Source organism: Catellatospora sp. NPDC049111 (assembly GCF_040648615.1).
GTDB lineage: Bacteria > Actinomycetota > Actinomycetes > Mycobacteriales > Micromonosporaceae > Catellatospora > Catellatospora aurea.
On sequence record NZ_JBEZEB010000064.1, the window covers coordinates 1 to 24,493 of the forward strand.

A 24,493-nucleotide genomic window follows, 5' to 3' on the forward strand; every position below is an offset into this window, starting at 1 on the left:
GTGGTGCCGGGCGGGGGGGTCCCGGGGGGGGGGGGGCACCCCCGCCTCCACTCCGGTGTTTTTTTTATTGCCCTCGGGGGCGGGGCGGGGCGGGGCGGGGCGGGGCGGGGAGGGGCGGGGAGGGGTGGGAGGGGTGGGAGGGGTGGTGAGCTGGGGGGAGGGGGGTGTGCAACGGGTTGCGTGGGGTGGGTTGGTTTTTGCACTGGGTGCTGTAAGGTGTTGGGGGTGACTACGAGCAGGCTTTCGGCGGTGGCGAAGTTCGCGGGGGTGTCCGAGGCGACCGTCAGCAGGGTGCTGCGGGGGAAGCCGGGGGTTTCCCAGGTGACCCGGGATGCGGTGCTGACGGCGCTGGACGTGTTCGGGTTCGCTCGGCCGGAGCCGGTGCGCAGTGAGCGGGCGCGGCTGATCGGGCTGGTCGTGCCGGATCTCAGCAATCCGATCTTTCCGGCGTTCGCCGAGGTGATCGGGGTCTCGCTGATCCAACGCGGGCTGGTGCCGGTGCTGTGCACGCGTACGTCCGACGGGGTGTCCGAGGCGCACTACATCGAGATGCTGCTGGCGCAGCAGGTCGGCGGGATCGTGTTCGTGGGCAGCAGCTATGCCGACGCGGGACCGGCGGCGATCAAGCAGCTCACCGAGCGCAGGCTGCCGATAGTGCTGATCAACGCGGCCGACGAGAACCTCGGGGTGGCCCGGATCTGCGTCGACGACACGGGTGCGGCCGAGCAGGCGCTGGCACACCTGGCTGGGCTGGGCCACGAGAAGATCGGGCTGATCCTGGGGCCGGTCGGGCACGTGCCGTCGGCCCGCAAGCTGGCCGGGTTCGCGAAGTTCTGGGAGGAGCGGGGCGAGACCCGGTGGCGGCGGTGGGTGGACCACACGGTGTTCACCGTCGAGGGCGGCCGGGGCGCGGCGAACCGGCTGCTCGCGGCCGGGTGCACCGGGCTGGTCTGCGCCAGTGACGCGCTGGCGCTGGGCGCCGTGCGGGCCGCACGCAAGCAGGGCCTGGAGGTCCCGGACGACGTGTCGGTGGTCGGCTTCGACGACTCGACCTTCATGGGCGTGACCGATCCGCCGCTGACCACGGTGCGCCAGCCGGTCCGGGCCATGGCCGGCGCCGCCGTGCTCTCCCTGCTGTCGCAGCTGGAGGGCCGCCCCGCAGCCTCCGAAGAGGTGCTCTTCGACCCCGAGCTGATCGTCCGCAGCACCACCGGCCCCTGCCCGGTACCCGCCTGACCTGCTCACGTACCGCAAGTCCTATAGAGTCGCGCCCTCACGAGCCCCGTGAGGGCGCGACTTTTTAAGACTTGCGCCGCCCGCCCGGCGATAACGGATTGTGCAGGTCGCGCCCTTCGGTGGTGGCCGTATTGATGAGTCACGAACTTGCGGTGCAGTGCAAGCCGATGGCAAAGCTGCTATCACGTTTTTGCGTCATCCTCTGGACTTCTGCGCGCGAGCGCGCCTATCCTTCTGCTCACGCCACGGCGCGGTAACCCCCGAGCGACGCGGCTGCAATGCGCGATTAACAAACCGGAGCGCTCGCCGCTGCCGGAGTGTGCATACAGAAGGGATCGGAGAACCGATGAACCGACGTTTGCTCGGCAAGTCGCTGGCGCTCGCGCTGGTGGCCGGCACGACGATGCTCGGCGCGGCCTGCGCCGGCGAGGAGCCGGAGACCCCCAGCGGTCCGGTGACCATCACCGTCAACGGCATGCCCCCGGCGACCGACGCGGTCAACCGCGCGAACTTCGAGGCCGACGTCAAGGCTTTCGAGGCGAAGTACCCGAACATCAAGATCGACGCCAAAGAGGGGTTCATGGACCCCCAGACGTTCGCCACCAAACTGGCCGGAGGGCAGCTGGAGGACGTCTTCTACGTCTACCTGACCGACCCGGCGGCCCTGATCGCCAAGCGCCAGGTGCAGGACATCTCGGCGCAGCTCGCCGACTTCCCGTCGATCAAGGACGTCAAGCCGGACCTGATGAAGGTGTTCACCGGCGGCGACGGCAAGATCTACGGCGTTCCGGTGGCCAACTACTCGCTGGGTCTGGTGTACAACCGGACGCTGTTCACCAAGGCCGGTCTCGACCCGGCCAGCCCGCCGAAGACCTGGGAAGAGGTCCGCGAGGCCGCCAAGAAGATCACGGCGCTGGGCAACGGCGTCGTCGGCTACGGCGACTACAGCAAGAACAACACCGGTGGCTGGCACTTCACCGCCGAGATGTACTCGGTCGGCGGCGACGTGGCGGTCAAGGAGGGCGACACCTGGAAGGCCGCCTTCAACAACGACAAGGGCAAGCAGGTCCTGCAGCAGCTGAAGGACATGCGCTGGACGGACAACACGATGGGCCAGCGCCAGCTGCTGGAGTGGGCCGACCTGCTGCAGATGATGGCCTCGGGCAAGCTCGGCATGTACATCGGCTCCGCTGACAACTTCCCCGTCATCGTTAACCAGTACAAGGCCAAGTACGAGGACTTCGGTCTCGGCGGCATCCCGGGCGGCCAGGGCACCCTGGGCGGCGGCGACGGCTACATGTTCAAGGCCGGCCTCAGCCCGGAGAAGATCAAGGCTGGTCTGACCTGGCTGTCCTTCAAGGGCGGCGCGCTCGACCCGGACCGCATCGCGGCCGACAACGAGAAGGCGGCCGCCAAAGGCCAGCCGGTGGGCCTGCCCCAGCCGAACATCTGGACCGGCGCCTCGCTGGCCAAGTGGGAGGAGGCGACCAAGAAGCATGCCAACATCCCGTCGCAGAACTTCGGCCCGTTCCTGGCCACCGCCACCACCATCCCGCTGAAGCTGGAGCCGCCGCTGGCCCAGCAGATCTACGCGGTGCTGGACACGGCCATGCAGAAGGTGCTGACCGACCAGAACGCCGACATCAGCAAGCTGCTGGCCGACGCCGAGAAGCAGGTCAACCAGATCCTGTCGACCGTCAAGTGACGCGGTAGGGTCCCGGGCCGCGGGGGCGCCGGTGGCGAACGAGCCACCGGCGCCGGCCCGGGACCTGCCTCCCAGGTTCAGCACAGCAGGGAAGGAAGCACGACGATGACGGTGATCGCGCCGCAGAACTCGGCAGCGGTGACACGGGGTACGGGGCGCGCCGGTGCGCCCGAGGGGCCGCGTTCGGCCCGCACGGCGCGGCTGCGCCGCAGGATCGGCGACAACCTCCAGGCGTACGCGTTCCTCGCGGCCGGCCTGCTCTGCTTCGCCCTGTTCTCCTGGTATCCGCTGGTCAAGGGCATCATCCTCAGCTTCCAGCAGGACAACTTCGTCACCGACCCGATCTGGGTCGGCATGGACAACTACACGGCCGTGCTCGACGACCCGCTGTTCGCCACCGCGTGGCTGAACACGCTGGAGTTCACCGGCCTGGCGCTGCTGTTCGGGTTCGCGGTGCCGTTCGTGCTGGCGCTGGTCATCAACGAGTTCCGGCACGCCAAGGGCTTCTTCCGGTTCGCGGTGTACCTGCCGGTGATGTTGCCGCCGATCGTCAGCGTGCTGCTCTGGCAGTACTTCTACGACCCCGGCAACGGCCTGTTCAACGCGATCCTGACCGGGGTCGGCCTGCCCGGCTCGGACTGGACCCAGTCGCCGAAGATGGCGATGATCTCGCTGGTGCTGGTCTCGACCTGGGCCAACATGGGCGGCGCGACCATCATGTACCTGGCCGGCCTGGCCGGCATCCCGGGCGAACTGTACGAGGCCGCCGAGCTCGACGGCGCGACCGTGTGGCAGCGCGTCCGACACGTGACCATCCCGCAGATGCGCTTCATCATGCTGGTCCTGCTGCTGCTGCAGATCGTCGCCACGATGCAGGTCTTCATCGAGCCGTACCAGCTCACCGGCACCACCAACCCCGAGACGATCACGGTGATGGTGCTGATCTACCGGTACGCGTTCACCATCAACAACGACTTCGGCATGGCCGCCGCGATGAGCGTGCTGCTGTTCATCGTGCTCGGCGCGTTCTCGGCCCTCTACCTGCGGCTCACCCGCAAGGCCGACTGAGAGGATCCCCGATGAGTTCCCTGACGCGATCCCTGATCTCCGACGCCGACCTGCGCCGCGGCCGCGGCCGTCTCGTGTACCGCCTGGTGCTGGGCACGATGGCGGTGCTCTTCCTGCTGATCTTCATCTTCCCGCTGTACTGGATGCTCACCGGCGCGATGAAGACGCCGATCGAACTGGCGCAGCCGTCGCCGACGCTGTGGCCGACCGAGTGGCACCCCGAGACCTATCTCGACGCGTGGAACCGGCTGGAGATCGGCCGTTACCTGCTCAACACCGCGGGCTACGCGCTCGGCGGCTGGTTGTTCCAGCTGATCGTGGACGTCGCCGCGGCGTACGCCCTGTCGAAGTTGCGGCCGGTGCTGGGCAACGTGGTGCTGGGCGGCATGCTGGCCAGCCTGATGCTGCCGGCCGCGGCGCTGCTGGTTCCCGCCTACCTGACCGTGGCCGAGGTGCCGATCTTCGGGTTCAACCTGCTCAACACGCCATGGGCGCTGTGGCTGCCGGGCGCGGCGAACGCGTTCAACATCTACGTGCTCAAGCGCTTCTTCGACCAGATCCCCAACGACCTGCTGGACTCGGCGGGCATCGACGGCGCGGGGCGGCTGCGGCTGCTGTGGCACATCATCCTGCCGCTGTCGCGCCCCGTGCTGGCCGTGGTCTCCATCTTCGCGATCATCGGATCGTGGAAGGACTTCCTCTGGCCGCTGCTGGTGCTGCAGGAGGCCGAGGGGCAGACCATCAGCGTCGCGCTGAGCCGGCTGGCCAGCACCGGCCGGGTCACCAACAACGAGATGTTCGCGGGCCTCGCGATCGCGAGCATACCCATGGTGATCATCTTCATGGTCTTCCAACGCAGCATCCTCAACGGGCTGTCCGCCGGAGCCATCAAGGGCTGACCCGGCACACCTGAGACTTCCGGCCGCCCGAGCCGGAAAGAGATCCGCTCACGCACCGCCGCCCGGTTCCCATGCCCGGGGGCCGGTCGGTGCTGCTCCGCCACGGGGGACACACCGACGCAAGTGAAGGGAGTACGCAATGACGCTGCACCATCGCACCGCTTCCCGCATCCCCGCTCGCACCCTGCTGGCCGCTCTCGCCGCGGCCGTGCTCACCCTCGGCGCAGGCCTGCTCACGGCCCTGCCCGCGGCCGCCGCCACCACGACGTACCAGGCCGAGTCGGCCGCCCGGTCCGGCGGGACCGTCGTCGCCACCGACCACACCGGGTACACCGGTTCCGGGTTCGTCGGCGGCTACACCGACGGCAACAAGGGCAACGCCAACCTGACGTTCACGGTGAACGTGTCCGGCACGGCCAACCGCACGCTGGCCCTGCGCTACGCCAACGGCACCACGGCGACCAAGACCCTGTCGCTGTACGTCAACGGCACGAAGGTCAAGCAGATCGTCCTCAACGCCACCGCCAACTGGGACGCCTGGGGCACCCAGGTGGAGACGGTTTCGCTGGCCAACGGCAACAGCACGGTGTCGTACAAGTTCGACAGCGCCGACTCGGGCAACGTCAACCTGGACAGCCTGACCGTCGCCGACATCGCCGCCCCGCCCGCGGGCCAGTACGAGGCCGAGTCGGCGTCGCTGTCCGGCGGCGCGACGGTCGCCACCGACCACCCGGGCTACACGGGCTCCGGGTTCGTCGGCGGCTACACCGACGGCAACAAGGGCAACGCGAACACGTCGTTCACCGTGAACGTCGCGAGCGCGGGCACCGCCACGGTGACCGTGCGCTACGCCAACGGCACCGGCGCGAACATGACGCTGTCGCTGTACGTCAACGGCGGCAAGCTGCGCCAGATCACCCTGCCGGCCACCGCGAACTGGGACACCTGGGGCACGATCGCCGAGTCGGTCTCCCTGAACGCCGGGAACAACACGGTCGCGCTGAAGTTCGACAGCACCGACTCCGGCAACATCAACCTGGACAACATCACCGTGTCCGGGACGACGCCGCCGAGCCCGACGCCGACCCCGAGCACCAGCCCGACGCCGCCGCCGACCGGGGTGTCGTACGAGCTGGAGACCGGCTTCATCTCCGGTGGCACCTCGACCGCGACCGGCACCGGCGGCTACACCGGCACCGGCTACGTCACCGGCCTGACCACGGCCGGGGCCCGCGTCATCCGGACCGTCAACGCCATCACGGCGGGGGTGACCACGGTGACGCTGCGCTACACGAACACCAACGGCGCCGCCCGCACCGTGTCGGTGTACGTCAACGACCTCAAGACCGGCCAGCTGTCGCTGCCCGCCGGGTCCGGCTGGCTCACCGCCGCACAGAGCCTCACCCTGCGCGCCGGGCTGAACATCATCGCCTACCAGTACGACTCGGGCGACTCCGGCAACGTGCTGCTGGACAACGTCACCGTCGGCAGCGGCACCGCTCTGGCCACCCGTGGTGCGACGCTGCCGTACACCGTGTATGAGGCGGAGTCGGGCAGCACCAACGCCTCGCTGATCGGGCCGAACCGGGCCTACCTGTCCGAGCCGTCGGAGGCGTCCGGTCGCCGCGCCGTGAAGCTGTCGTCGACCGGGCAGTACGTGCAGGTCACGCTCACCAAGCCGGCCAACGCGTTCGTGATCCGCTACTCGGTCCCGGACAACGCGGCGGGCACCGGCAACACCAACCCGCTGGCGCTGTACGCGGGCGGCACGAAGATCCAGGACGTCACCCTCAGCTCGGTCTACAGCTGGGTGTACGGGGCCTACCCGTACAACAACAACCCGGCCGGTGGCGAGCCGCACCGCTTCTTCGACGACGTGCGGGTGCTGCTCGGCACCACGTACCCGGCGGGCACGGTCATCAAGCTGCAGAAGGACGCCTCGTCGAGCGCGTCGTACTACACGATCGACCTGATCGAGGCTGAGGTCGCCCCGGCGGCCCTGTCCGCCCCGGCGGACTACCTCACCGTGACCTCGTACGGGGCCGTCGCCAACGACGCCGGTGACGACACCAACGCGTTCAACAGCGCCATCTCGGCGGCGCAGAGCCAGGGCAAGGGCCTGTGGGTGCCGGCCGGCACGTTCGTCACGAACGCCCGGCTCAACATCCAGAACGTCAGCCTTCGCGGCGCGGGTGTGTGGCACACCGTCATCAAGGGCACCAACGGCAAGGGCGGCTTCTTCGCCACCGGCTCCAACGTGCGGCTGGCCGACTTCACCCTGGCCGGGGACGTGCGCTACCGCGACGACAGCGCGTTCGACGCCGGCATCGAGGGCAACTTCGGCACCGGCTCGCTGGTCAGCAACGTCTGGATCGAGCACACCAAGGTCGGCATGTGGCCGACCACCGGCACCAACGGCCTGTACGTCGTCGGCACCCGGATGCGCGACATCTTCGCCGACGGCGTGAACGTCAACGGCGGCGCGACCAACGTGCGCGTCGACCAGAGCACCCTGCGCAACACCGGCGACGACGCGCTGGCCATGTGGTCCAACTCGGCTCCGGTCACCAACAGCGCGTTCACCTTCAACACGGTGGCCCTGCCGATGCTGGCCAACGGCGCGGCGATCTACGGCGGCAACGGCAACCGCATTGAGGACAACCTGATCAGCGACTCGGTGTACGCGGGGTCCGGCATCGCCATCAGCACCTGGCACGGGGCGCTGCCGTTCAGCAACACGACCACGGTGGCTCGCAACACGCTGACCCGCACGTCCAGCTTCGAGCGCAACTGGAACTCGTCACTGGGCGGCCTGTGGATTTACGCGGAGGCCACCGACATCACGGCTCCGGTGCTGGTCAAGGACGTCGACATCATCGACTCCACGTACCAGGGCATCCTGCTCAGCTTCCAGCGCAACATCACCAACCTCACGCTCGACCACGTCACCGTCAACGGCGCCGGGACGTACGGGATCGAGCTCAACGCCGCGGGCAGCGCGTACGTCACGTACGTCACCGTCTCCGGCGCCGCGAGCGGCGGGTTGATCAACCACCTGGGTTACACGCTCAACCGCGGCCCCGGCAACAGCGGCTTCTGACCGATCCACTGAACTGAAGGCAGGTACCCGTGTTCCACAACGACGCCCGCGACTGGTGGCGGCACGCCGTCATCTACCAGGTCTACCCGCGCTCCTTCGCCGACGCGAACGGCGACGGCGTCGGCGACCTGGCGGGAATCCGCGCGAAGCTCGGGTACCTGCACTCCCTCGGCATCAACGCGATCTGGTTCAGCCCCTGGTACCCGTCGCCGATGGCGGACGCCGGCTACGACGTGGCCGACTACCGCGACATCGACCCGTCCTTCGGCACGCTCGCCGAGGCCGAGGCGCTGATCACCGAGGCGCACCGGCTCGACATCCGCATCATCGTCGACATCGTGCCCAACCACTGCTCCGCCGCCCACGCCTGGTTCCAGCGGGCGCTCGCTGAAGGGCCCGGCTCGCCCGCCCGGGATCTGTTCTGGTTCCGGGCCGGGCGGGGCGAGCACGGTGAGCTGCCGCCCAACGACTGGAACTCCGTCTTCAACGGCCCGGCCTGGACCAGGGTCGCCGACGGCGAGTGGTACCTGCACCTGTTCGCCCCCGAGCAGCCCGACCTGAACTGGGAGAACCCGCTGGTCCGCGACGAGTTCGAGGACATCCTGCGGTTCTGGTTCGACCGGGGTGTGGACGGCATCCGGATCGACTCGGCGGCGATGTGCGTCAAGGACCCCGAGCTGGCCGACTTCGACCCGGCCGCGCCGCCGACCCCGCACCCGTTCGTCGACCGCGACGAGATCCACGACATCTACCGTTCGTGGCGGACGGTCGCGGACTCGTACGAGACCCCGCGGGCCCTGATCGGCGAGGTGTGGCTCGCCGACATCGACCGGTTCGCCCAGTACCTGCGCGCCGACGAGATGCACGCCGCGTTCAACTTCGACTTCCTCGGCTGCCCGTGGGACGCCAAGGCGCTGCGCCACTGCGTCGACGCCACGCTGGCCTCGCACGCCGGGGTCGGCGCGCCCAGCACCTGGGTGCTGTGCAACCACGACGTGACCCGCACCGTCACCCGCTACGGCCGGGCCGAGACCGGCTTCGAGCACGGCCTGCGCCAGGCCCGCCACCTCACGCCCACCGACGAGGCGCTCGGCCTGCGCCGGGCGCGCGCGGCGGCGCTGCTGACGCTGGCCCTGCCCGGTTCGGTGTACGTGTACCAGGGCGAGGAACTGGGCCTGCCCGACGTCGAGCGGCTGCCCGACGACACCCGCCAGGACCCGATCCACCACCGTTCCGGCGGCACCGACCCGGGCCGCGACGGCTGCCGGGTGCCGCTGCCCTGGTCGTCGTCGGGTTCCTCGCATGGGTTCAGCCCGTCGGGCGCGGCTCCGGCCTGGCTGCCGCAGCCGGATTGGACCAACCTGACCGTGGAGGCGCAGCAGGCCGATCCCGGCTCGATGCTGCGGCTCTACCAGGCGGCGCTGGCCGTGCGGGGTGCCGAGGCTGGGCTCGGCGACGGTCCGATGACCTGGCTGGACACCCCGGAGCAGGTCGTCGCCTTCACCCGGCCCGGCGGCTTCACCTGCGTGGTGAACCTGTGCAGCGAGCCGGTCGACCTGCCCGAGCACTCGGCGGTCCTGCTGACCAGCACCGAGCTCGACGGCGGACGGCTGCCCGCAGACGCCGCCGCCTGGCTGCGCACCGTGTGAGAGCCACCCGCGGCGGTGGTTGAGCGGACCACCGCCGCGGGTCTTCATGACCGAAGAATGTAGGTTCGTGCTTGATTTCGATTGAGGCCATGGACAAGGCTCGAAGCGGTTGAAGCAGGCCGGGGAACATGGCGGATCTCCTAAGCCTCTGTCCTGCTGTTTCAGGCGATTGGACTCGCCCTCCCACTGCGGAAAACACGGCGTTCGTGGGTGTTGAGGCCCGCAAGCGGCAGTTCTCAGGCGTTGCCCGCGGCGTCGTTTCGCCAATGGGCGAGGTTGTTGCGGGTTGCCAGGGTGTGGGGGTGGTCGGGGCCGAGAAGCTGCAGCCGGTCGGCCAACAGCTCCTCGAATGCGGTGACTGCGCCGTCCGCGTCACCTGCCTTGCCGCGCCAGTGGGCGAGGTTGTTGCGGGTGGTCAGGGTGTGGGGGTGGTCGGGGCCGAGGAGCCGTAGCCGGTCGGCCAACACCTGCTCGAATGCGGTGACTGCGCCGTCCGCGTCACCTGCCTGCCCACGCCAGTCGGCGAGGTTGCTGCGGGTGGTCAGGGTGTCGGGGTGATTGGGGCCGAGGACCCGCAGCCGGTCGGCCAACAGCTCCTCGAATGCGGTGACTGCGCCGGCCGGGTCGCCCGCCTGCCCACGCCAGAGGGCGAGATTGTTGCGGGTGTTCAGGGTCTGGGGGTGGTCGGGGCCGAGGACCCGCAGCCGGTCGGCCAACACCTGTTCGAATGCGGTGACTGCGCCGTCCGCGTCACCTGCCTGCCCACGCCAGTGGGCGAGGTTGTTGCGCGTTGTCAGGGTGTGGGGGTGGTCGGGGCCGAGGAGTCGCAGGAAGTCGGCCAGCTGCTGTTCGAATGCGGTGACTGCTCCGGCCGGGTCACCCGCCTGCCCACGCCAATAGGCGAGGTTGTTGCGCGTGGTCAAGGTGTCGGGGTGGTCGGGGCCGAGGATCCGCAGGTCGTCGACCAACACCTGTTCGAACGCGGTGACTGCTCCGCCTGCGTCACCTGCGTGCCCACGCCAGCGGGCGACGTTGTGGCGTGTGTTCAGGGTGTGCGGGTGAGCGGGACCCAGGACCCGCAGCCGGTCGGCCAGCAACTGCTCGAATGCGGTGACCGCCCCACCCGCGTCACCGGCCTGCCCAATCCAGTCTGCGAGGTCGTTACGGGTGGTCAGGGTGTCGGGGTGGTCGGGGCCGAGGCGCTGGTGCGCGGTCTGGTGCAGGCGCTGGTAGTAGTCGGCGGCTGCGGTGACCTGGCCGGCTTCGCCGAGGCTGGTGCCGGCGGTGAACAGCGCGGCGTGCACGCCGCTGTCGGGCGTCCATAGCGGGTCGGGGTTGGTGTGGTGCAGGTGTTCGGTGTTGGCGCGTAAGGCCTGGCCGAGGTCGGCGTCGGTCTCTATGTCGGGCCAGACGGACTGTAGTGCGTCGGCGGCGGCGAGGGTGGCGCTGTCACGTGTGCCAGGTGGGGTCTGATCGTGCGTGGCACGTTGGATGAGGGCATGTACGCGCAGGCTGCGGGCTGGGTTGCCGGGGTCGTGCGTGGCCAGGCTAAGGAGGTGCAGGTTACGCACCGCGTCGCGCACGTCGTCCGCGGTGACCTGCACGCCGGCCGCGGCGGACAGCCAGACCAACACCGGCTGGGCTGTGAGCATGAGCGCGGGAACGCCGTTCGGGTCCAGCAGACTCGCCAACCGCAACAGTGGCCTGGCCAGGCCGGCCGGGCGCAGGGTGTCGGCGTGTTCGATCGACAGCGACCATGTCGCTGCGACGGTCGCCCGGTGCTCGTCGGGCAGCGACTCGGGCTCGGGCAGGAAGTGTTCGAGACCGCGGCGGCGGTCGGCAAGCCGCCGGCGATAGGCGCCGCAGCTCATGTCCCGGTCGATCATGTATGCCGCTGCCTGGGCCAGGGCCAGGGGCAAGTGTCCCAGGTCGTCGCCCAGCCCGGCGATGTCGTCGGCCAGCGACGGATGATTTTTCAGTTTCGCGGCGAGGTATTCGTGGGCCTGCGTGGGGGTGAACAGGCCTACCTGAACCAGAACCCGGTTGTCGCGCCGTAGAGCGGAGTCGCTGCGGCGCGTGGTGACTACCACCGACCCGGTTCCGGTCGCCGGTGGCCACAATCCGGTCAGGTCCGCCGGCCGAGTCAGGTCGTCCAGGACCACTGCCCATCGTTTGCCGCTGTCGGCCAGCCAACGCAGCAGCCATTGCGCGGCAGGCTCGCTGTCCAGCCGAGGGTCGGCACCGCATGCGGTGGCGGCCTGCGCGTAGGCTGCCGCGATCGATTGCCGCGACCCGGCATCGACCCACAGCAACAGGTCGACACTTCGGCGCTGCCACAGTGTCGTTGCCCAGCCTGCGGCCAGTTGGGTCTTGCCGACGCCGCCCATCCCCGACAGCACCTGCGTGAGCACTACCGCCTGTCCGTCACACCCGGGCAGCAGTGCTTGCTCATCGGGCCGGAGTTGCCAGCAGTCGGCCAGCGGCGGCACCCGTCCCACGCCGATCGGCCAGGCCGGCTCAGGCCGGTCGCCGAAGATATTCACCTGCGTGCCGTTGTCACCGATGTGCAGGCCTCTGGCGCGTGGCGCGGTGACGTCGTATCGGGAGGAGGTGTCGTCGATCATGGGCCAGGCCGCATTCAGTTGTAGGTGTTGTACTGGGTGTTTTGGTCGCCGATCATCAGGCCCTTGGCGTCAGGCGCGTTGATGCTGTACTTCGTCCTGGTCGCGTGGAGCAGGTCCAGGAGCTTCTGGGCGGCCTGCTGGGTCGGATCGTCGACACCAGCGGCAGCCAGCTGCGCGGCGAGTGCGGTCTGGCTGTCGGCGGTGGTGCCGTCGGCCCGCTCGACCAAGGCGAGGTTCTGTTCGTCGTCGGTGCCGTTGCGGCGCAGCAGGTTGGCCACCAGGCCTTTGAGCATGTCGTAGGCGTCAGCGATCAGCTTTGTCGCCGTGCCGGCCAGCCCCGCCTTCGCGCCCTCTTCCAAGGCCGTGACCACCAGCGTTACCGGATCCATGGCTACCCCCAGTGTTCGTCCGTCTGCGACCGTGCCTCCACACTAGAGCCCACGGCGATACGAATATGTCGATCAAAGGGGTTGCGGGTGTGCCCGACCGGCCCGACTTCTACATCTGGGCCAGCGGCGCTCAGGGCACGCAAGGCGGCAAGGAAACTGGCCGGACTGATCTGGCTTTGCCCCTTGCTTTACGGCCTCGCAACCGTTGCTTGAACACTGGAGGCTGCTCTGTGTTCCAGCAACGGTTGCATGCGGGCATTCTTCGTTATGTCCAGATCGGCGAGGACAGACAAATCGACCACCGCACTTGTACCCGTGTGAACCCAGGCGTTATTGAAAGATATCAACAATGAGGGACGTCAATCTAGCTGGTTCGAGCCCGAAGATCCAGCAGGGTAGTCGTTGTGCCCCGCCGCCTGTTCGTGACGCTTGAGCCATGCGGTTTCTTGCAAGTGGCTTGCACGGGAGTGTTCTACACTTGCGCGATGGCGCGGAGGCTGGCCGAGGTGGCCCAACATGTCGGAGTCAGCGAAGCCACCGTGTCGCGGGTGCTGAACAACAAGCCGGGGATCTCCGAGGCCACTCGGGCGGCGGTGCTGTCGGCGCTCGACGTGCTCGGGTACGAGCGGCCGACCAAGCTGCGCGGCGAACGGGCCCGGCTGGTCGGCATCGTGCTGCCGGAGATGCAGAACCCGATCTTCCCCGGGTTTGCCGAGGTCATGGCGGGGGCGCTGGCGAAGAAGGGGTTCACGCCGGTGCTGTGCGCGCGGACCGTCGACGGGGTCGCCGAGTCGGAGTACATCACCATCCTGCTGGAGCAGAACGTCTCCGGCGTGATCTTCGCGAGCGGGCTCTACCAGCAGACCCGGGCGGCGCACGAGCATTACGTGCTGCTGCGCGAGCGCGGGCTGCCGACGGTGCTGATCAACGCGAGCGCGGACGGGCTGGCGTTCCCGCGGGTGTGCACGGACGAGGAGCACGCGGTCGAGCAGGCGTACGCCCACCTGACGGCGCTCGGCCACGAACGGATCGGGCTGGTGCTCGGCCCGCCGGACCACGTGCCGTCGGCCCGCAAGCTGGCCGCCTACCGGGCCGCCCGCAAGGGCGCGGCCGAGCTGGTCGCGCACGGCGCGCTCACCATGGAGGAGGGCCACGCCGCCGCCGCGCGCCTGGTCGCCGACGGCGCGACGGGTCTGATCTGCGCCAGTGACGTGCTGGCCATCGGGGCGATGCGGGCCGTCCGCCGGTCCGGCAGGCAGGTGCCCGCCGACGTGTCCGTGGTCGGTTTCGACGACTCGGGGCTGATGGCGTTCACCGATCCGCCGCTGACCACGGTGCGCCAGCCGATCGTCGCCATGGGGCAGGCGGCGGTGGCGCTGCTGCTCAGCCAGATCGAGGCCGAGCAGGTGCCCGACGACGAGCTGCTGTTCGAACCCGAGCTGGTGGTACGCGCCTCGACCGGCCCGGCCCCGGCCGTCTGACGCCCCCTGCGGGCGGCCGGCCGCCTCTACGATCCGCGCATGCGCGAAACGACTGAGACGTATGAGCTGTGCGCCTCCCTGCTCGACCTCGGTGCGAACGGCGGGCAGCCGCGCGAGTGGCTGACCGACGAGCATCCGGGCGTACGCGGGTGCGCCGCGCTGGCTCCGGCGCTGGCTGACGACCCGCAAGCGGTGAAGGTCCTGACGAGGCTGTGCGTCGCGCCGCGGGCGTTCGACCGATCACTCGGCTACGGGCTCGATCCGGCGTCGCCCGCGCTGCCGTACTTCGCCGGGCCGCCCCGCTGGACCCTCATCGCGGCGGCGTGTGCGCGGGTGTCCGACCTCCGTGACCTCGATCAGGGCGCCCGGATGGCGCTGCCGCGGGCTTTCCGGACCGCGCTCTGCCCCGATTTCGAGCCGTACCTGCGCGCGGTCTTCCCGCAGGGCTGGCCTACGGCTTCTGTCGATGCGACGACGACGCAGCGCACGATCGCTTGCCATGTCGCCGAGCGCGACGAGTTGTGGCAGGCGGAAGGCGAGACCCGCACCCGGGTGCTTCGCGCACTGGAACTGCCGGTGGAACGTGCCGCCTGGCTTGAACTGGTGAAGGGACCGCGGCGTTCCGTGGCCGAATACAGCGCCGCCGACATCGTCGTCCTGGAGGGGAAAATGGCGATTCGCTGCAGGCCGACCATCTACGTGGGCGTCGACCGGACCCATCCTGAGATGCCCCGCCGGCTCTTCGAAAACCTGCTGGACGCCCACGCGGAGGCGGTGGCGGAAGGCAGGATCGACGGCTATCACCTCACGATCGATTCGGACGCCTGTGCCGTGCTCACGGTCGACGGCGTGGCGCTGTCCGTCGATCGCGGACCGGGGACCTGGTCGCCGGAGTTCACCAACATGTTCACGTCGTGCCACTGGTGCCGCTACGAGGAGGCGGAGCAACTGTGCAGGATGTCGGCGTTCTGTTCCACGGTATCGGCCGAGACCTGGTACGACGGCCGGCGTTACGCGCAGGACTTCGCCGACATGGCGGCGATCGGCCCGGTCCGGCCCACCGGGCCTGCGGAGGGCAAGGGCTACCGGGCTGTGCTGGAGCTGGACACCGAGTGGCTGCCGCCCGGCACCGCCGTGCCGCGTGGGCTGGACAGCCGTCCGCACGTGACCGACCTGCGCCCGCCGACCTGAGCAAACCCGCTGGCCGGGCCGCCTTGCCAGCCGGTAACGTGCGCCGCTGCGAGAGGAGCGCGTGATGACCGAGACGTTGACGCTGTGGCGGCCCACCGGCCCGAAGGAGCTGGCCCTGGTGGAGGAGTCCGGCTGGCGGGCCTGGCCGCCGCGCCTGCCCGACCAGCCGATCTTCTATCCGGTGCTCAACGAGCAGTACGCCATCATGATCGCCCGGGACTGGAACGTGCCCGCGAGCGGCTCCGGCTACGTCACCCGGTTCGCCGTGGACCGGCAGTTCGCGCAGCGTTACCCGGTGCAGCAGGTCGGCGGGCGGGACATCCTGGAGCTGTGGGTGCCGGCCGAGGAGCTGGCCGAGTTCAACCGGCACCTCGTCGGCCTGATCGAGGTCGTACACGAGTTCCACGGCTGAGCCGGGCGTCGGCCTCAGGGGCAGCGGGTCTTCAGGAGCTGCGACTTCTGTTCGAGCGCCGTGGTGTACTTCTCGATCGCCTGCTGGGCCGCCGCCGGGTCGCTGCCCGAACGCAGGGCCTGCTGGAGCGTGGTGACCTCGGTCCGGACCGATCCGGCGATGACCTTCAGGTCCTCGCCGGCGGTCTGGGCGAGGGCCTCGTCGAGGATGGTCAGCGGCATGTCGAGCGTCGCCGCGGCCTCGTCCAGCCCTGCGCGCGGCGTCTTCACGCCCTGCTCGGCCTGGGTGACGGCGACCGCGACCCCGGCCGTGCGCATCGACACGATCAGCATCGCGGTCTTGACCGTGGCGCAGTCGTCGACGGATTCGGCGGCGGTGCCGGGGGTGGCCAGCGCCGCGGCACCCGCCGAGGCGCCGGCGGCGGCCGGTGCGGGCGAGCCGCTCTCCGCGCAGGCGGTGAGGGGGACGGTGGCCAGGAGCAGCGCGGCGAGCAGGCGGCGGGGAGGGGTCACCGCGGGAGATTAGCAACGGCGGCCGCCGCGCACTGTCCCCGCCGGACCTCAGCCGGCGGAACGTCCGGCGAGGACCTCCGTCTGGTACGAGGCGAGCAGCCGGTTCTCCTCGGCGTGGCGGGGGTAGTACCGGGCGACCAGGGCCATGCCGAGCCCGATCGCGACGATCGCGGCGGTGTACGCCCAGCGGTCGCCGGCCAGGAACGCGTTGCGGGCGCCCTCGATGATCTCGGCGGCGTGGCGCGGGTAGCGCTGCGCGGTGTCGGCGGCGCTCGCGAACGACTTCTGCAACTCGGACACGACCGCCTGGGCGATCTGCGGTGACTGCGGCAGCTCGCGTACCTGTGTGGAGATCGAGCGGACGTACCCGGCGGTGAGCAGCGCCCCGAGCAGCGACTGCATGATCGCCCCGCCGAGGTCGCGCTGCAGGTCGGCGGTGCCCGAGGCCATGCCGACGCGCCGGACCGGCACCGAGCCGGTCAGCGAGCGCGACGCCGGGGTGCCGGCCAGCCCGATCCCGACCCCGATCAGCGCGTACGACAGCCCGACCCGCCAGTAGGCGACGTCCTCGTGCCAGAGCAGCAGCATGGCGAGGAACGCCAGCAGGCAGAACAGGTAGCCGAGCAGCAGCGTGAACCGCGAGCCGCGGCGCTCCACCAGCTTCGCCGAGTACGGCGCGACCAGCGTCATCATCAGCGGCGACGGCAGGATGGCCGCGCCGCCCTGCAGGGCCGTGTAGCCGAGCACGTTCTGCATGAACTGCTGCCCGATGAACAGCGCGCCCATCAGTGAGCCGAACACGATGACCCCGGCGACCGCCGCCACCCAGAACGTGCGGCGGGACGCGATCGTCAGGTCGTACAGCGGATTCTTCGCTCTGCGCTGGCGCAGCACGAACGCGATCGTCGCCGCGAGCGCGACCACGGCCAGCCCGGCGGCGGCCGCGCCGGACCCGGGGGAGGGCGCGAAGTTGACGGCCAGCACCAGCGCCGCGACCAGCACCACGGACAGCACTCCGCCCAGGTGGTCGACGGGTTCGGTGGACTCGTTGACGTGCGCCGGGACGCAGCGGACCGCCAGGATCAGCGCGACGAGCGCGAGCGGCAGGGTGAGCAGGAAGACCGAGCCCCACCACCACCGTTGCAGCGCGGCTCCGGCCAGCAGCGGGCCCATCGCCGAGATCGCGCCGCCGATGCCCGACCACAGCGCGATGGCGCGGATGCGGGGCGCGCCGCGCCACAGGGCGGCGATCAGGGCCAGCGTGGTCGGATAGGCCATGCCGGCGGCGAGGCCGCCGAGCACACGGGCGCACACCAGCGTCACGTCCGAGCCGGCGTGCGCGGCCAGCAGGCAGGCGGGCACGGACAGGCTGACGCCGAGGATCAGCAGCAGCTTGCGGCCGTACCGGTCGCCGAACGCGCCCAGGTAGAGCACCGAGGCGGCCAGGCCGAGCGAGTAGCCGACGGCCACCAGGTTGAGCATGGTCTGCGACGAGTCGAAGGCGCGCCCGATCGCGGGCAGCGCCACATTGGCCACGCTCAGGTTCAGGTTGGCCACCGCGGCGACCAGGATCAGCGCACCCAGCACCAGGGCCGGGCGCGGGGGAGCCGCGTCGGGCACCGCCCCGCTCGGCGTCATCGCTGGCCTCTCGTGCTGTATTCACCCGGCAGGTGACCAGGGCGTATCTCCACGTTATGCGGCGGCGCCGCGAGTGTACGCGGATTGCCCGGACCGGACTCGGCGGCCGCTCGAGGTAAACGGGCAGCGGGCGGTGGGGGCGGTGTCGTACTGTGCCGACCGTCCGATGGTGACGGGGAGGCCGCGATGCGGTGGTGGGCCAGGGGTCTGTCCGGTGTGGTGAGCGCGGCGCTGCTGCTGTCGCTGCCGGGGCCGACCGGGAGCGGGCCGTTCCGGGTGAGCACGGAGCTGCCGCCGCTCGACGCGGGCCAGCGATACGAGGTCGTCGCGGACGGCTACGCGCTGCGCCGCAGCTACGCCACCGAGCAGCCGGACGACACCCTCGCGGTGTTCGACCTGAACGACGGCCGACAGCTGTGGTCGGCGGATCCGGGCGTCGGCGCGGTGACCGCGCATGTCGCGGCGGACGGGGTGCTGGTGGTGCTCGGCAGCCGACGCGACCCCGACATGGTCAATCTCTCGTACAGCCAGACCGTTGGCCTGGACCTGCGCACGGGCCGTGAGCTGTGGCGGCGTCCGCACAGCTTCGTGGGGCGGGTGGCCGGCTCGGTGGTTCCGATTCGCTGCAACGGCTGCCGGGAGGACTCGGTCGGGGTCGACCTGCACACCGGAGCGCAGGTGTGGCGGGCCCCGTGGCACGGCCTGGCCCCCGTCGTGCGGCGCGATGAGGCGCTTCTCCTGGACGACAAAGGCACGCTGCGCTCACTCGACCTGCGCACCGGGCGGCTGACGGCGCTCGGCACACTGCCGGCCGGTTCGTGGATCGTCGACGCGACCGAGCGGCACCTGCTGGTGAAACCCGAGGCGAAGTATCCGGAGGGCAGCGGCATCGCCCTGCCGACCACCGTCACGGTGTACGACCGCGCCACGCTCGCCAAGGGCCAGACCTTTCCGATGCCGAAGCCGGGCATGGTGCCGTGGGAGTTGTCGCTGTGCGGCGAGGACACCGTGTGCGCCCGGCCCGACTTCCACGACACCCAGCTGTACGACCTCGACAGCGGCAAGCTCCTCAGCGACCTGCCGAACTTCGCGCTGGGCGGGTCGGTGGACTCCCCGAGCCGCGGCACCGTCGTGGCCGGATTCCCGAACCCGGGTCGCCGGGGCGTGGACCGTCCCCACAGCCAGGTGCTCGACCGGCGTACCGGAGCGGTGCTCGCCGACCTGGTCGGCTGGTCGCCGGTGCTCAACGACGGGGACCGGCTCTGGGTCGTCGAGCTGGGGCTCGGGCAGCCGGGACGGCTGGGCCGGGTCGATCTCGACGCTGCGGCGTTGCGCGTGACACCGGTCGCGCGGTTCGGCACCGGTCATGACGACTGCGAGCTGCGCCACGGCTGGCTGCTGTGCACCGGCCGCGACGTGGCGACCGCGATGCGGTTGCGGGTGCCTGCCGAGACCGGCGCCGGACCGGAGGGCCACTGGTCCTGACCGGTGCGTGCCGACTCTGCGGCGCGCCGCGCGGCCCTGAACGCGATGGCCCGCTCGGGGCCGTGCGGGTAATGTCACCTGCCGTGGAAATGGATCTTGCGCACCGGCTGCTGGCGGTGCCGGGCGTGGTTGCGGTGGTGCTGGGTGGCAGCCGGGCCCGCGGTGAGCACCGGCCCGACAGCGACACCGACCTCGGGCTGTACTACCGCGGCCCGCTCGACGTGGACGCGCTGCGGGCGCTGGCCGCCGAGGTGGCGACCGCGCACGACGTGTACCGGCCGGGTGACTGGGGGCCGTGGGTCGACGGCGGCGGCTGGCTCACCGTGGACGGCCAGGCCGTCGACTGGATCTACCGAGACCTCGACCGGGTACGGGCGGTGTGGGACGACTGCCGCGAGGGCCGGTACACCGTCGAGCGGCAGGTCGGGCACCCGCTCGGGTTCTACAGCCACGCCTATGCGGGAGAGGTCGCGCTGTGCCGGGTGCTGGCCGATCCGGCCGGGGAGCTGGCCGAGCTGCGGGAGCGGACGCTCGACTACCCGGCGGCGCTCGGGGATGCGCTGGTCGCGGGGCTGTGGGAGGCGGAGTTCTCCATCGCGGGCGCGCGCAAGGTGCCACAGGACCGGGTGTACGTCGCGGGCTGCCTGTTCCGCGCGGTCGGTGTGATGGCGCAGGCGCTGCACGGGCGGGCCGGCCGCTGGACGGTCAACGAGAAGGGCATCGTGGCCTCCGCGGCCCGGCTGCCGATCGCGCCGACCGGGTTCGCGGAACTCGCCGAGGCGGCGGTCACCGATGTGGACGCCGCCATGGCGCTACTGGCAGAGGTCCGGTCCGCGGTCGGTTAAGTGATTGCCGGGGTGGACGCGGTGGGACATGATCGGCGGCACGATGAGGTTCGTCCTACACGAGAACACGCGGCGCGGATACGCCGCCGAGAGCCTGGCGGGTCTGTCCGTCGGGGACGCGCTGGGAGCGCAGTACTTCATGGTCGGCCGCAGGGTCGCCGACCTCGTGGCGGGCGTCGTCCCGCCGCCGGTCTGGGAATGGACCGACGACACCGAGATGGCCTGCTCCATCACCTGGATGCTGAACGAGGCGGGCGGGATCGACCCGGACCGGCTCGTCGAGGCGTTCGCGCAGCGCTGCGAACCCCACCGGGGGTACGGCGTGGGCGCGTTCATCATCCTGCGGCGGGTGCGCGGTGGCGCGCCCTGGCAGCAGGCCGCCACCGAGGCGTTCGAGGGGCAGGGCTCGTGCGGCAACGGGGCCGCGATGCGGGTCGCGCCGCTGGGCGCGTACTTCCCCGACGATCCGGTCCGCGCCGCCGAGCAGGCCGTCGCATCGGCGGTGGTCACCCACGCCCATCCTGAGGGGGTGGCCGGGGCGGTCGCCGTCGCCGTCGCCGCGAGTCACGCCTGCGCGGGACGGCTGTCGGGCATCCGCCCCAAGCCGGGGCCGTTCGTGGACGCGGTGCGGGCGCTGACACCGCCCGGCCGGGTGCACCGGGGGCTCGGCCGGGCGCGGCGGATGCTGCACCTGCCGGCCGCCGAGGCGGCGTACGAGCTGGGCAACGGCGCGGCGATCACCGCGCAGGACACGGTGCCGTTCACGGTCTGGGTCGCGGCGCGGATGCTGCACGACTACCCGGCCGCGATCCGCACCTGCGTCGAGGCGGGCGGGGACGTCGACACCACGGCGGCGATCGTCGGCGGCATCGTGGCCGCGTACACCGGACTCGCCGGCATCCCGCCCGAGTGGCTGGCCTCGCGCGAACCGCTGCCCGACTGGGCGGGCTGAACCCGGGCCAGGGTGCGGCGCTGCCAAGATCGCCGGACTTGCCTGGCAGTTGGGCGTATCTAGACCGCCTATTCGCCCAACTGCCAGGCAAGTCGAACGATCTTGGTGTGCTTCGCGCCCCGGAACCGCGCTCGGGCCCGGCGTCAGGCGACCTGCGGGGCCACCGCCGAGGCGACCAGGTCCAGGTGGTCGAGGTCGGTCAGGTCGAGGACTTGGAGGTAGACACGCTGCGCGCCGATCTCGGCGTACCGGCCGATCTTGTCGACGATCTCCGCCGGCGACCCGGCAAGGCCGTTGGTGCGCAGCTCGTCGACCTCCCGGCCGATCGCCTTCGCGCGGCGGGCCACCTCGGCGTCGGTACGCCCGCAGCACAGCACGAGGGCGTTCGACAGGCGCAGCGCGCCCGGGTCGCGGCCGGTGCGCACGCACGCGTCCCGGACCCGCCCGAACTGCGCTGCCGTGTCCTCGACGCTCGCGAACGGCATGTTGAACTCGTCGGCGAAACGCGCCGCCAGCACCGGGGTGCGCCGCTTGCCGCCGCCGCCGAGCAGGATCGGCGGGTACGGCCGCTGCACCGGTTTCGGCAGCGCGGGTGACCGGGTCAGCGTGTAGTGCTTGCCGTGGAAGTCGAACGCGCCGCCGGCTGGGGTGGACCACAGCCCGGTGATGATGTGCAACTGCTCGCCGAGCCGGTCGAAGCGCTCGCCGACGGGCGGGAACGGAATGCCGTACGCCTCGTGCTCCTCGGTGTACCAGCCCGCGCCGATGCCCAGCTCGACCCGGCCGCCGCTCATCGCGTCGACCTGCGCCACGCTGATCGCCAGCGGCCCCGGCAGGCGGAACGTCGCCGCGGTCATCAGCGTGCCGAGCCTGATCCGGCTGGTGTCGCGGGCGAGCCCGGCCAGCGTGGTCCACGCGTCGGTCGGCCCCGGCAGCCCGGTCACGTCGCCCATCTTCAGGTAGTGGTCGGACCGGAAGAACGCGCCGTACCCGGCGTCCTCGGCGGCCCGCGCCACCGCGAGCAGTTGCTCGTACGTGGCGCCCTGCTGGGGTTCGGTGAACACGCGCAGTTCCACGCCCCGAGCCTAGAAGCGCGGCTCGGCGTGGCGAGGGCGTTTGCCGATGCCGGACCCGGTCAGCCGGTGACCGGCTCCGCCGCGGGGGCGGGCCGGGCCGGGGCGGCCCCGGCCCAGCGGGCCAGCGGCGGCACGGCGAGCCCGCACACGGTCACCAGGCCGATCGGCACCAGCCAGCCGGCGGGCGAGCCGGAGCCGACGATCACGGCAGTGAGCAGGGCCGGACCGGCGGCCATGGCCAGGCCGTTGAGCAGCACCGTGACGCCCTGGTACTGCCCGACGGCGTGTTCGGGCGCGAGTGCGTACGACAGCCCGGTCGCGCCGTTGACGTGCCACAGCTCGCCCACCGAGTAGACCGCGGTGGACGCCAGCAGCAGGGTCACCGTCGCCGCCGTGGACAGCGTCGTCGCGGCGGCGAACCCGAGCATCGCGACGGCCAGCACCAGCGAGCCGCGCCGGACCATCCGCGCGGCGGGCTCGGCCTGCTCCGCGCGCCGGCCGGAGCGGGCCGACAGCACCACGGTCAGCACCGTGTAGGTCACCAGCACGGCCGAGACGACGACCGCGGGCACGTCGGCGCGAGTGGCGATCCACAGCGGCAGCACCAGCGTCAGGATCACCCGGCGCAGGTACATCGCCGAGGTCGTCGCCGTGACCGCCAGGTAGCGGCCGTCGCGCCAGACCTCCCACGTGCGCGGCCGCTCGGCGGGGTCGGCGGCCGGGTAGCGGGGCAGGCGCATCAGCAGCGCCGCCGAGACCAGGTAGGTGGCCGCGTCGGCGACGACGAGCAGCCGGTACGCGGCCGGGCTGTCGGCGGCCAGGGCCAGCGCGGCCAGACCCGCGCCGATGGCGGTGCCCGTGTTCGCGGCCGTGCGCAACGTCGCGAAGACGTGCACCCGCCCGGCGGTCCGGCCCAGCGCGCCGACGAGCGCGGCCCGCACCGTCAGGTTGCCGGTGACCAGCAGCGCCTCGACGGCGGCGACCGCCAGGAAGCTCGCCGCCGAGTCGACGAGCAGGAACATCAGCGCCGCGCCCGCCTGCAGCACCTGCAGCACGGCGCGCAGCGAGCGCGGATCGCGGCGGTCGGCGAACCGCCCCGCGGGCACGCTCGCGGCCAGGCCGACCAGCGCGGCCGCGGACAGGCCCGTGCCGACCACGGTGGCGGGCAGGCCCGCGACCCGGGTCAGGTACAGCGCGCCGCCCGCGGTCCACAGCCCGCCGCCGACGGTGTTGGCGAACGTGGCGTAGGCGGCGCTGCGCAGCTCACCGGGCGGCGGGAACCAGCCGGCCACGTCAGGCGAGGCAGGTGGGGATACGTCCGCCGTTGAACGCGGCCACGTCGGCGAGGATCGCGTAGTTGTCGAGTTCGGCGCCGCGTTCGGCGCCCTGCGCCTCGGCGTACGCCCGGTGCAGGTTGGCGACCAGCCGCTCGGCGTCCAGCCAGGTCTTGAACGGGCCCAGGTCGGCGCGGCGGGCGGCCTCCAGCGGGGTGAGCCCCGCCGCGAGCCCGTCGGCGGCCAGCTCCTGCACCAGGCGCAGGTATGCCGCGTTGGCCTCGAACACCTCCGGCCCGGCGAGCGGACCGTGCCCGCTGACCACGACCGCGGGGTCGAGTGCGGCGAGCTGCCCCAGCACTTCCAGCGAGCCCTCGATCGAGCCCATCAGGCACAGCGGCGTGACCTCGGAGAACGTGACGTCCCCGGTGAACAGCACGCGGTGTTCGGGAATCCAGACCAGGGTGTCGCCGGTGGTGTGCGCCGGACCGGGGTGCCACAGCTCCACCCGCAGCGCCCCGGCGTGCAGGGTGAGCCGGTCGGTGTAGGTGAGCGTGGGCACGGCCGGGGCGACCTCGCCCCACGCCACGTCGGGCCAGATGCCGGGCAGGTTCAGACCGTCGCCGATGATGTCGGCGCGCGCCCTCTCGTGCGCGACGACGACCGCGTCGGGCGCGACCGTGCGCGCGCCGTAGTGGTGGTCGCCGTGCCGGTGAGTGACCACCAGGGTGCGCACCGGCGCCCAGGTCAGCGCGGCGATGTGCTCGGCCAGCAGGCGGGCGCGGCGTTCGGTGGCGGTCGCGTCGATCAGGGTCACGGCGTCCTCGCCGAGCAGCACTCCCGCGTTGCTGACGCACCAGCCGCCGTCGGGCTGCAGGTACGCGTACACGTCCGGGGCGAGGCGGGTCAGCGTCGGCGTGGGTTCCACGATCGGTGAGGCGGTGCTGCTCATGTGAT

19 protein-coding genes are annotated in these 24,493 nt (G+C 71.1%); 12 read left to right on the plus strand and 7 right to left on the minus strand.

Annotated features, from left to right (window positions below; genetic code table 11):
* Positions 1–225 precede the first annotated feature (225 nt).
* The 6 genes from AB0B66_RS41520 to AB0B66_RS41545 all read left to right on the plus strand — a co-directional run bounded on the left by AB0B66_RS41520 (position 226) and on the right by AB0B66_RS41545 (position 9,657).
* The gene (locus AB0B66_RS41520; protein ID WP_360540767.1) at positions 226–1,236 is read left to right on the plus strand and encodes a LacI family DNA-binding transcriptional regulator; all 1,011 of its coding nucleotides are present in this window, start codon (positions 226–228) and stop codon (positions 1,234–1,236) included.
* Positions 1,237–1,582: 346 nt separating this feature from the next.
* Positions 1,583–2,941 carry an extracellular solute-binding protein gene (locus tag AB0B66_RS41525; RefSeq protein ID WP_360540769.1) on the plus strand — a complete coding sequence of 453 codons (1,359 nt, stop codon included), beginning with the start codon at positions 1,583–1,585 and terminating at the stop codon, positions 2,939–2,941.
* 105 nt (positions 2,942–3,046) lie between these two features.
* The gene (locus AB0B66_RS41530) at positions 3,047–4,009 is read left to right on the plus strand and encodes a sugar ABC transporter permease (protein WP_360540771.1); all 963 of its coding nucleotides are present in this window, start codon (positions 3,047–3,049) and stop codon (positions 4,007–4,009) included.
* Positions 4,010–4,020: 11 nt separating this feature from the next.
* Entirely contained in the window at positions 4,021–4,908 is an 888-nt protein-coding gene (locus AB0B66_RS41535; RefSeq protein WP_360540773.1) for a carbohydrate ABC transporter permease, read from the plus strand.
* Positions 4,909–5,047: 139 nt separating this feature from the next.
* Complete coding sequence (locus AB0B66_RS41540) at positions 5,048–8,008, plus strand: CBM35 domain-containing protein (protein WP_360540775.1); 2,961 nt, start codon at positions 5,048–5,050, stop codon at positions 8,006–8,008.
* Positions 8,009–8,037: 29 nt separating this feature from the next.
* Positions 8,038–9,657: an alpha-amylase family glycosyl hydrolase gene (locus AB0B66_RS41545; protein ID WP_360540777.1), complete on the plus strand. Its 1,620-nt coding sequence runs from the start codon at positions 8,038–8,040 to the stop codon at positions 9,655–9,657.
* A 236-nt stretch (positions 9,658–9,893) separates the two neighbouring features.
* Here AB0B66_RS41545 and fxsT read toward each other — a convergent pair whose 3' ends face one another.
* Entirely contained in the window at positions 9,894–12,281 is a 2,388-nt protein-coding gene (fxsT, locus tag AB0B66_RS41550; RefSeq protein ID WP_360540779.1) for an FxSxx-COOH system tetratricopeptide repeat protein, read from the minus strand.
* A 14-nt stretch (positions 12,282–12,295) separates the two neighbouring features.
* Positions 12,296–12,670 carry a hypothetical protein gene (locus AB0B66_RS41555; protein WP_360540781.1) on the minus strand — a complete coding sequence of 125 codons (375 nt, stop codon included), beginning with the start codon at positions 12,668–12,670 and terminating at the stop codon, positions 12,296–12,298.
* A gap of 485 nt (positions 12,671–13,155) precedes the next feature.
* Between AB0B66_RS41555 and AB0B66_RS41560 the strand changes: the two genes are divergently transcribed.
* The 3 genes from AB0B66_RS41560 to AB0B66_RS41570 all read left to right on the plus strand — a co-directional run bounded on the left by AB0B66_RS41560 (position 13,156) and on the right by AB0B66_RS41570 (position 15,754).
* Positions 13,156–14,151, plus strand: a complete 996-nt coding sequence (locus tag AB0B66_RS41560) for a LacI family DNA-binding transcriptional regulator (RefSeq protein ID WP_360540783.1) — start codon at positions 13,156–13,158, stop codon at positions 14,149–14,151.
* Between the two features lie 39 nt (positions 14,152–14,190).
* Positions 14,191–15,342 (plus strand): hypothetical protein, encoded by a 1,152-nt coding sequence (locus tag AB0B66_RS41565; protein ID WP_360540785.1) that lies wholly within the window; start codon positions 14,191–14,193, stop codon positions 15,340–15,342.
* A gap of 64 nt (positions 15,343–15,406) precedes the next feature.
* A complete protein-coding gene (locus AB0B66_RS41570; RefSeq protein WP_360540787.1) occupies positions 15,407–15,754 on the plus strand; it encodes an ADP-ribosylation/crystallin J1 in 348 nt (115 codons plus the stop codon).
* Between the two features lie 14 nt (positions 15,755–15,768).
* Here the strand turns inward: AB0B66_RS41570 and AB0B66_RS41575 are convergent, their stop codons facing one another.
* Both AB0B66_RS41575 and AB0B66_RS41580 read right to left on the minus strand, forming a co-directional pair.
* On the minus strand, positions 15,769–16,266 hold the full coding sequence (locus AB0B66_RS41575) for a hypothetical protein (protein ID WP_360540789.1): 498 nt from the start codon (positions 16,264–16,266) through the stop codon (positions 15,769–15,771).
* Between the two features lie 48 nt (positions 16,267–16,314).
* The gene (locus tag AB0B66_RS41580) at positions 16,315–17,904 is read right to left on the minus strand and encodes an MFS transporter (protein ID WP_360540791.1); all 1,590 of its coding nucleotides are present in this window, start codon (positions 17,902–17,904) and stop codon (positions 16,315–16,317) included.
* Between the two features lie 186 nt (positions 17,905–18,090).
* On the opposite strand from AB0B66_RS41580, the gene AB0B66_RS41585 reads away from it, so the two are divergent.
* From AB0B66_RS41585 to AB0B66_RS41595, 3 genes are all read left to right on the plus strand, one after another.
* Positions 18,091–19,389, plus strand: coding sequence for a PQQ-binding-like beta-propeller repeat protein (locus tag AB0B66_RS41585; RefSeq protein ID WP_360540793.1), 1,299 nt, complete (start codon positions 18,091–18,093; stop codon positions 19,387–19,389).
* Positions 19,390–19,478: 89 nt separating this feature from the next.
* Positions 19,479–20,234, plus strand: coding sequence for a nucleotidyltransferase domain-containing protein (locus AB0B66_RS41590; protein WP_360540825.1), 756 nt, complete (start codon positions 19,479–19,481; stop codon positions 20,232–20,234).
* 43 nt (positions 20,235–20,277) lie between these two features.
* Positions 20,278–21,186, plus strand: a complete 909-nt coding sequence (locus AB0B66_RS41595; RefSeq protein WP_360540795.1) for an ADP-ribosylglycohydrolase family protein — start codon at positions 20,278–20,280, stop codon at positions 21,184–21,186.
* Positions 21,187–21,329: 143 nt separating this feature from the next.
* Here the strand turns inward: AB0B66_RS41595 and AB0B66_RS41600 are convergent, their stop codons facing one another.
* Genes AB0B66_RS41600 through AB0B66_RS41610 form a run of 3 tightly spaced genes read right to left on the minus strand, consistent with a single transcriptional unit; the run spans position 21,330 to position 24,488 of the window.
* A complete protein-coding gene (locus AB0B66_RS41600) occupies positions 21,330–22,262 on the minus strand; it encodes an LLM class F420-dependent oxidoreductase (RefSeq protein ID WP_360540797.1) in 933 nt (310 codons plus the stop codon).
* Positions 22,263–22,321: 59 nt separating this feature from the next.
* Positions 22,322–23,554, minus strand: a complete 1,233-nt coding sequence (locus AB0B66_RS41605) for an MFS transporter (RefSeq protein WP_360540798.1) — start codon at positions 23,552–23,554, stop codon at positions 22,322–22,324.
* A gap of 1 nt (position 23,555) precedes the next feature.
* Positions 23,556–24,488 carry an MBL fold metallo-hydrolase gene (locus tag AB0B66_RS41610; protein ID WP_360540800.1) on the minus strand — a complete coding sequence of 311 codons (933 nt, stop codon included), beginning with the start codon at positions 24,486–24,488 and terminating at the stop codon, positions 23,556–23,558.
* Positions 24,489–24,493 lie beyond the last annotated feature (5 nt).

Bases quoted from the DNA above. Each gene is read 5' to 3' on its own strand.
- AB0B66_RS41525 (WP_360540769.1), top strand. From the start codon at position 1,583: ATGAACCGACGTTTGCTCGGCAAGTCGCTGGCGCTCGCGCTGGTGGCC.
- AB0B66_RS41530 (WP_360540771.1), top strand. From the start codon at position 3,047: ATGACGGTGATCGCGCCGCAGAACTCGGCAGCGGTGACACGGGGTACG.
- AB0B66_RS41535 (WP_360540773.1), top strand. From the start codon at position 4,021: ATGAGTTCCCTGACGCGATCCCTGATCTCCGACGCCGACCTGCGCCGC.
- AB0B66_RS41540 (WP_360540775.1), top strand. From the start codon at position 5,048: ATGACGCTGCACCATCGCACCGCTTCCCGCATCCCCGCTCGCACCCTG.
- fxsT (WP_360540779.1), bottom strand. From the start codon at position 12,281: ATGATCGACGACACCTCCTCCCGATACGACGTCACCGCGCCACGCGCC.
- AB0B66_RS41555 (WP_360540781.1), bottom strand. From the start codon at position 12,670: ATGGATCCGGTAACGCTGGTGGTCACGGCCTTGGAAGAGGGCGCGAAG.
- AB0B66_RS41560 (WP_360540783.1), top strand. From the start codon at position 13,156: ATGGCGCGGAGGCTGGCCGAGGTGGCCCAACATGTCGGAGTCAGCGAA.
- AB0B66_RS41565 (WP_360540785.1), top strand. From the start codon at position 14,191: ATGCGCGAAACGACTGAGACGTATGAGCTGTGCGCCTCCCTGCTCGAC.
- AB0B66_RS41570 (WP_360540787.1), top strand. From the start codon at position 15,407: ATGACCGAGACGTTGACGCTGTGGCGGCCCACCGGCCCGAAGGAGCTG.
- AB0B66_RS41580 (WP_360540791.1), bottom strand. From the start codon at position 17,904: ATGACGCCGAGCGGGGCGGTGCCCGACGCGGCTCCCCCGCGCCCGGCC.
- AB0B66_RS41585 (WP_360540793.1), top strand. From the start codon at position 18,091: ATGCGGTGGTGGGCCAGGGGTCTGTCCGGTGTGGTGAGCGCGGCGCTG.
- AB0B66_RS41590 (WP_360540825.1), top strand. From the start codon at position 19,479: ATGGATCTTGCGCACCGGCTGCTGGCGGTGCCGGGCGTGGTTGCGGTG.
- AB0B66_RS41595 (WP_360540795.1), top strand. From the start codon at position 20,278: ATGAGGTTCGTCCTACACGAGAACACGCGGCGCGGATACGCCGCCGAG.
- AB0B66_RS41610 (WP_360540800.1), bottom strand. From the start codon at position 24,488: ATGAGCAGCACCGCCTCACCGATCGTGGAACCCACGCCGACGCTGACC.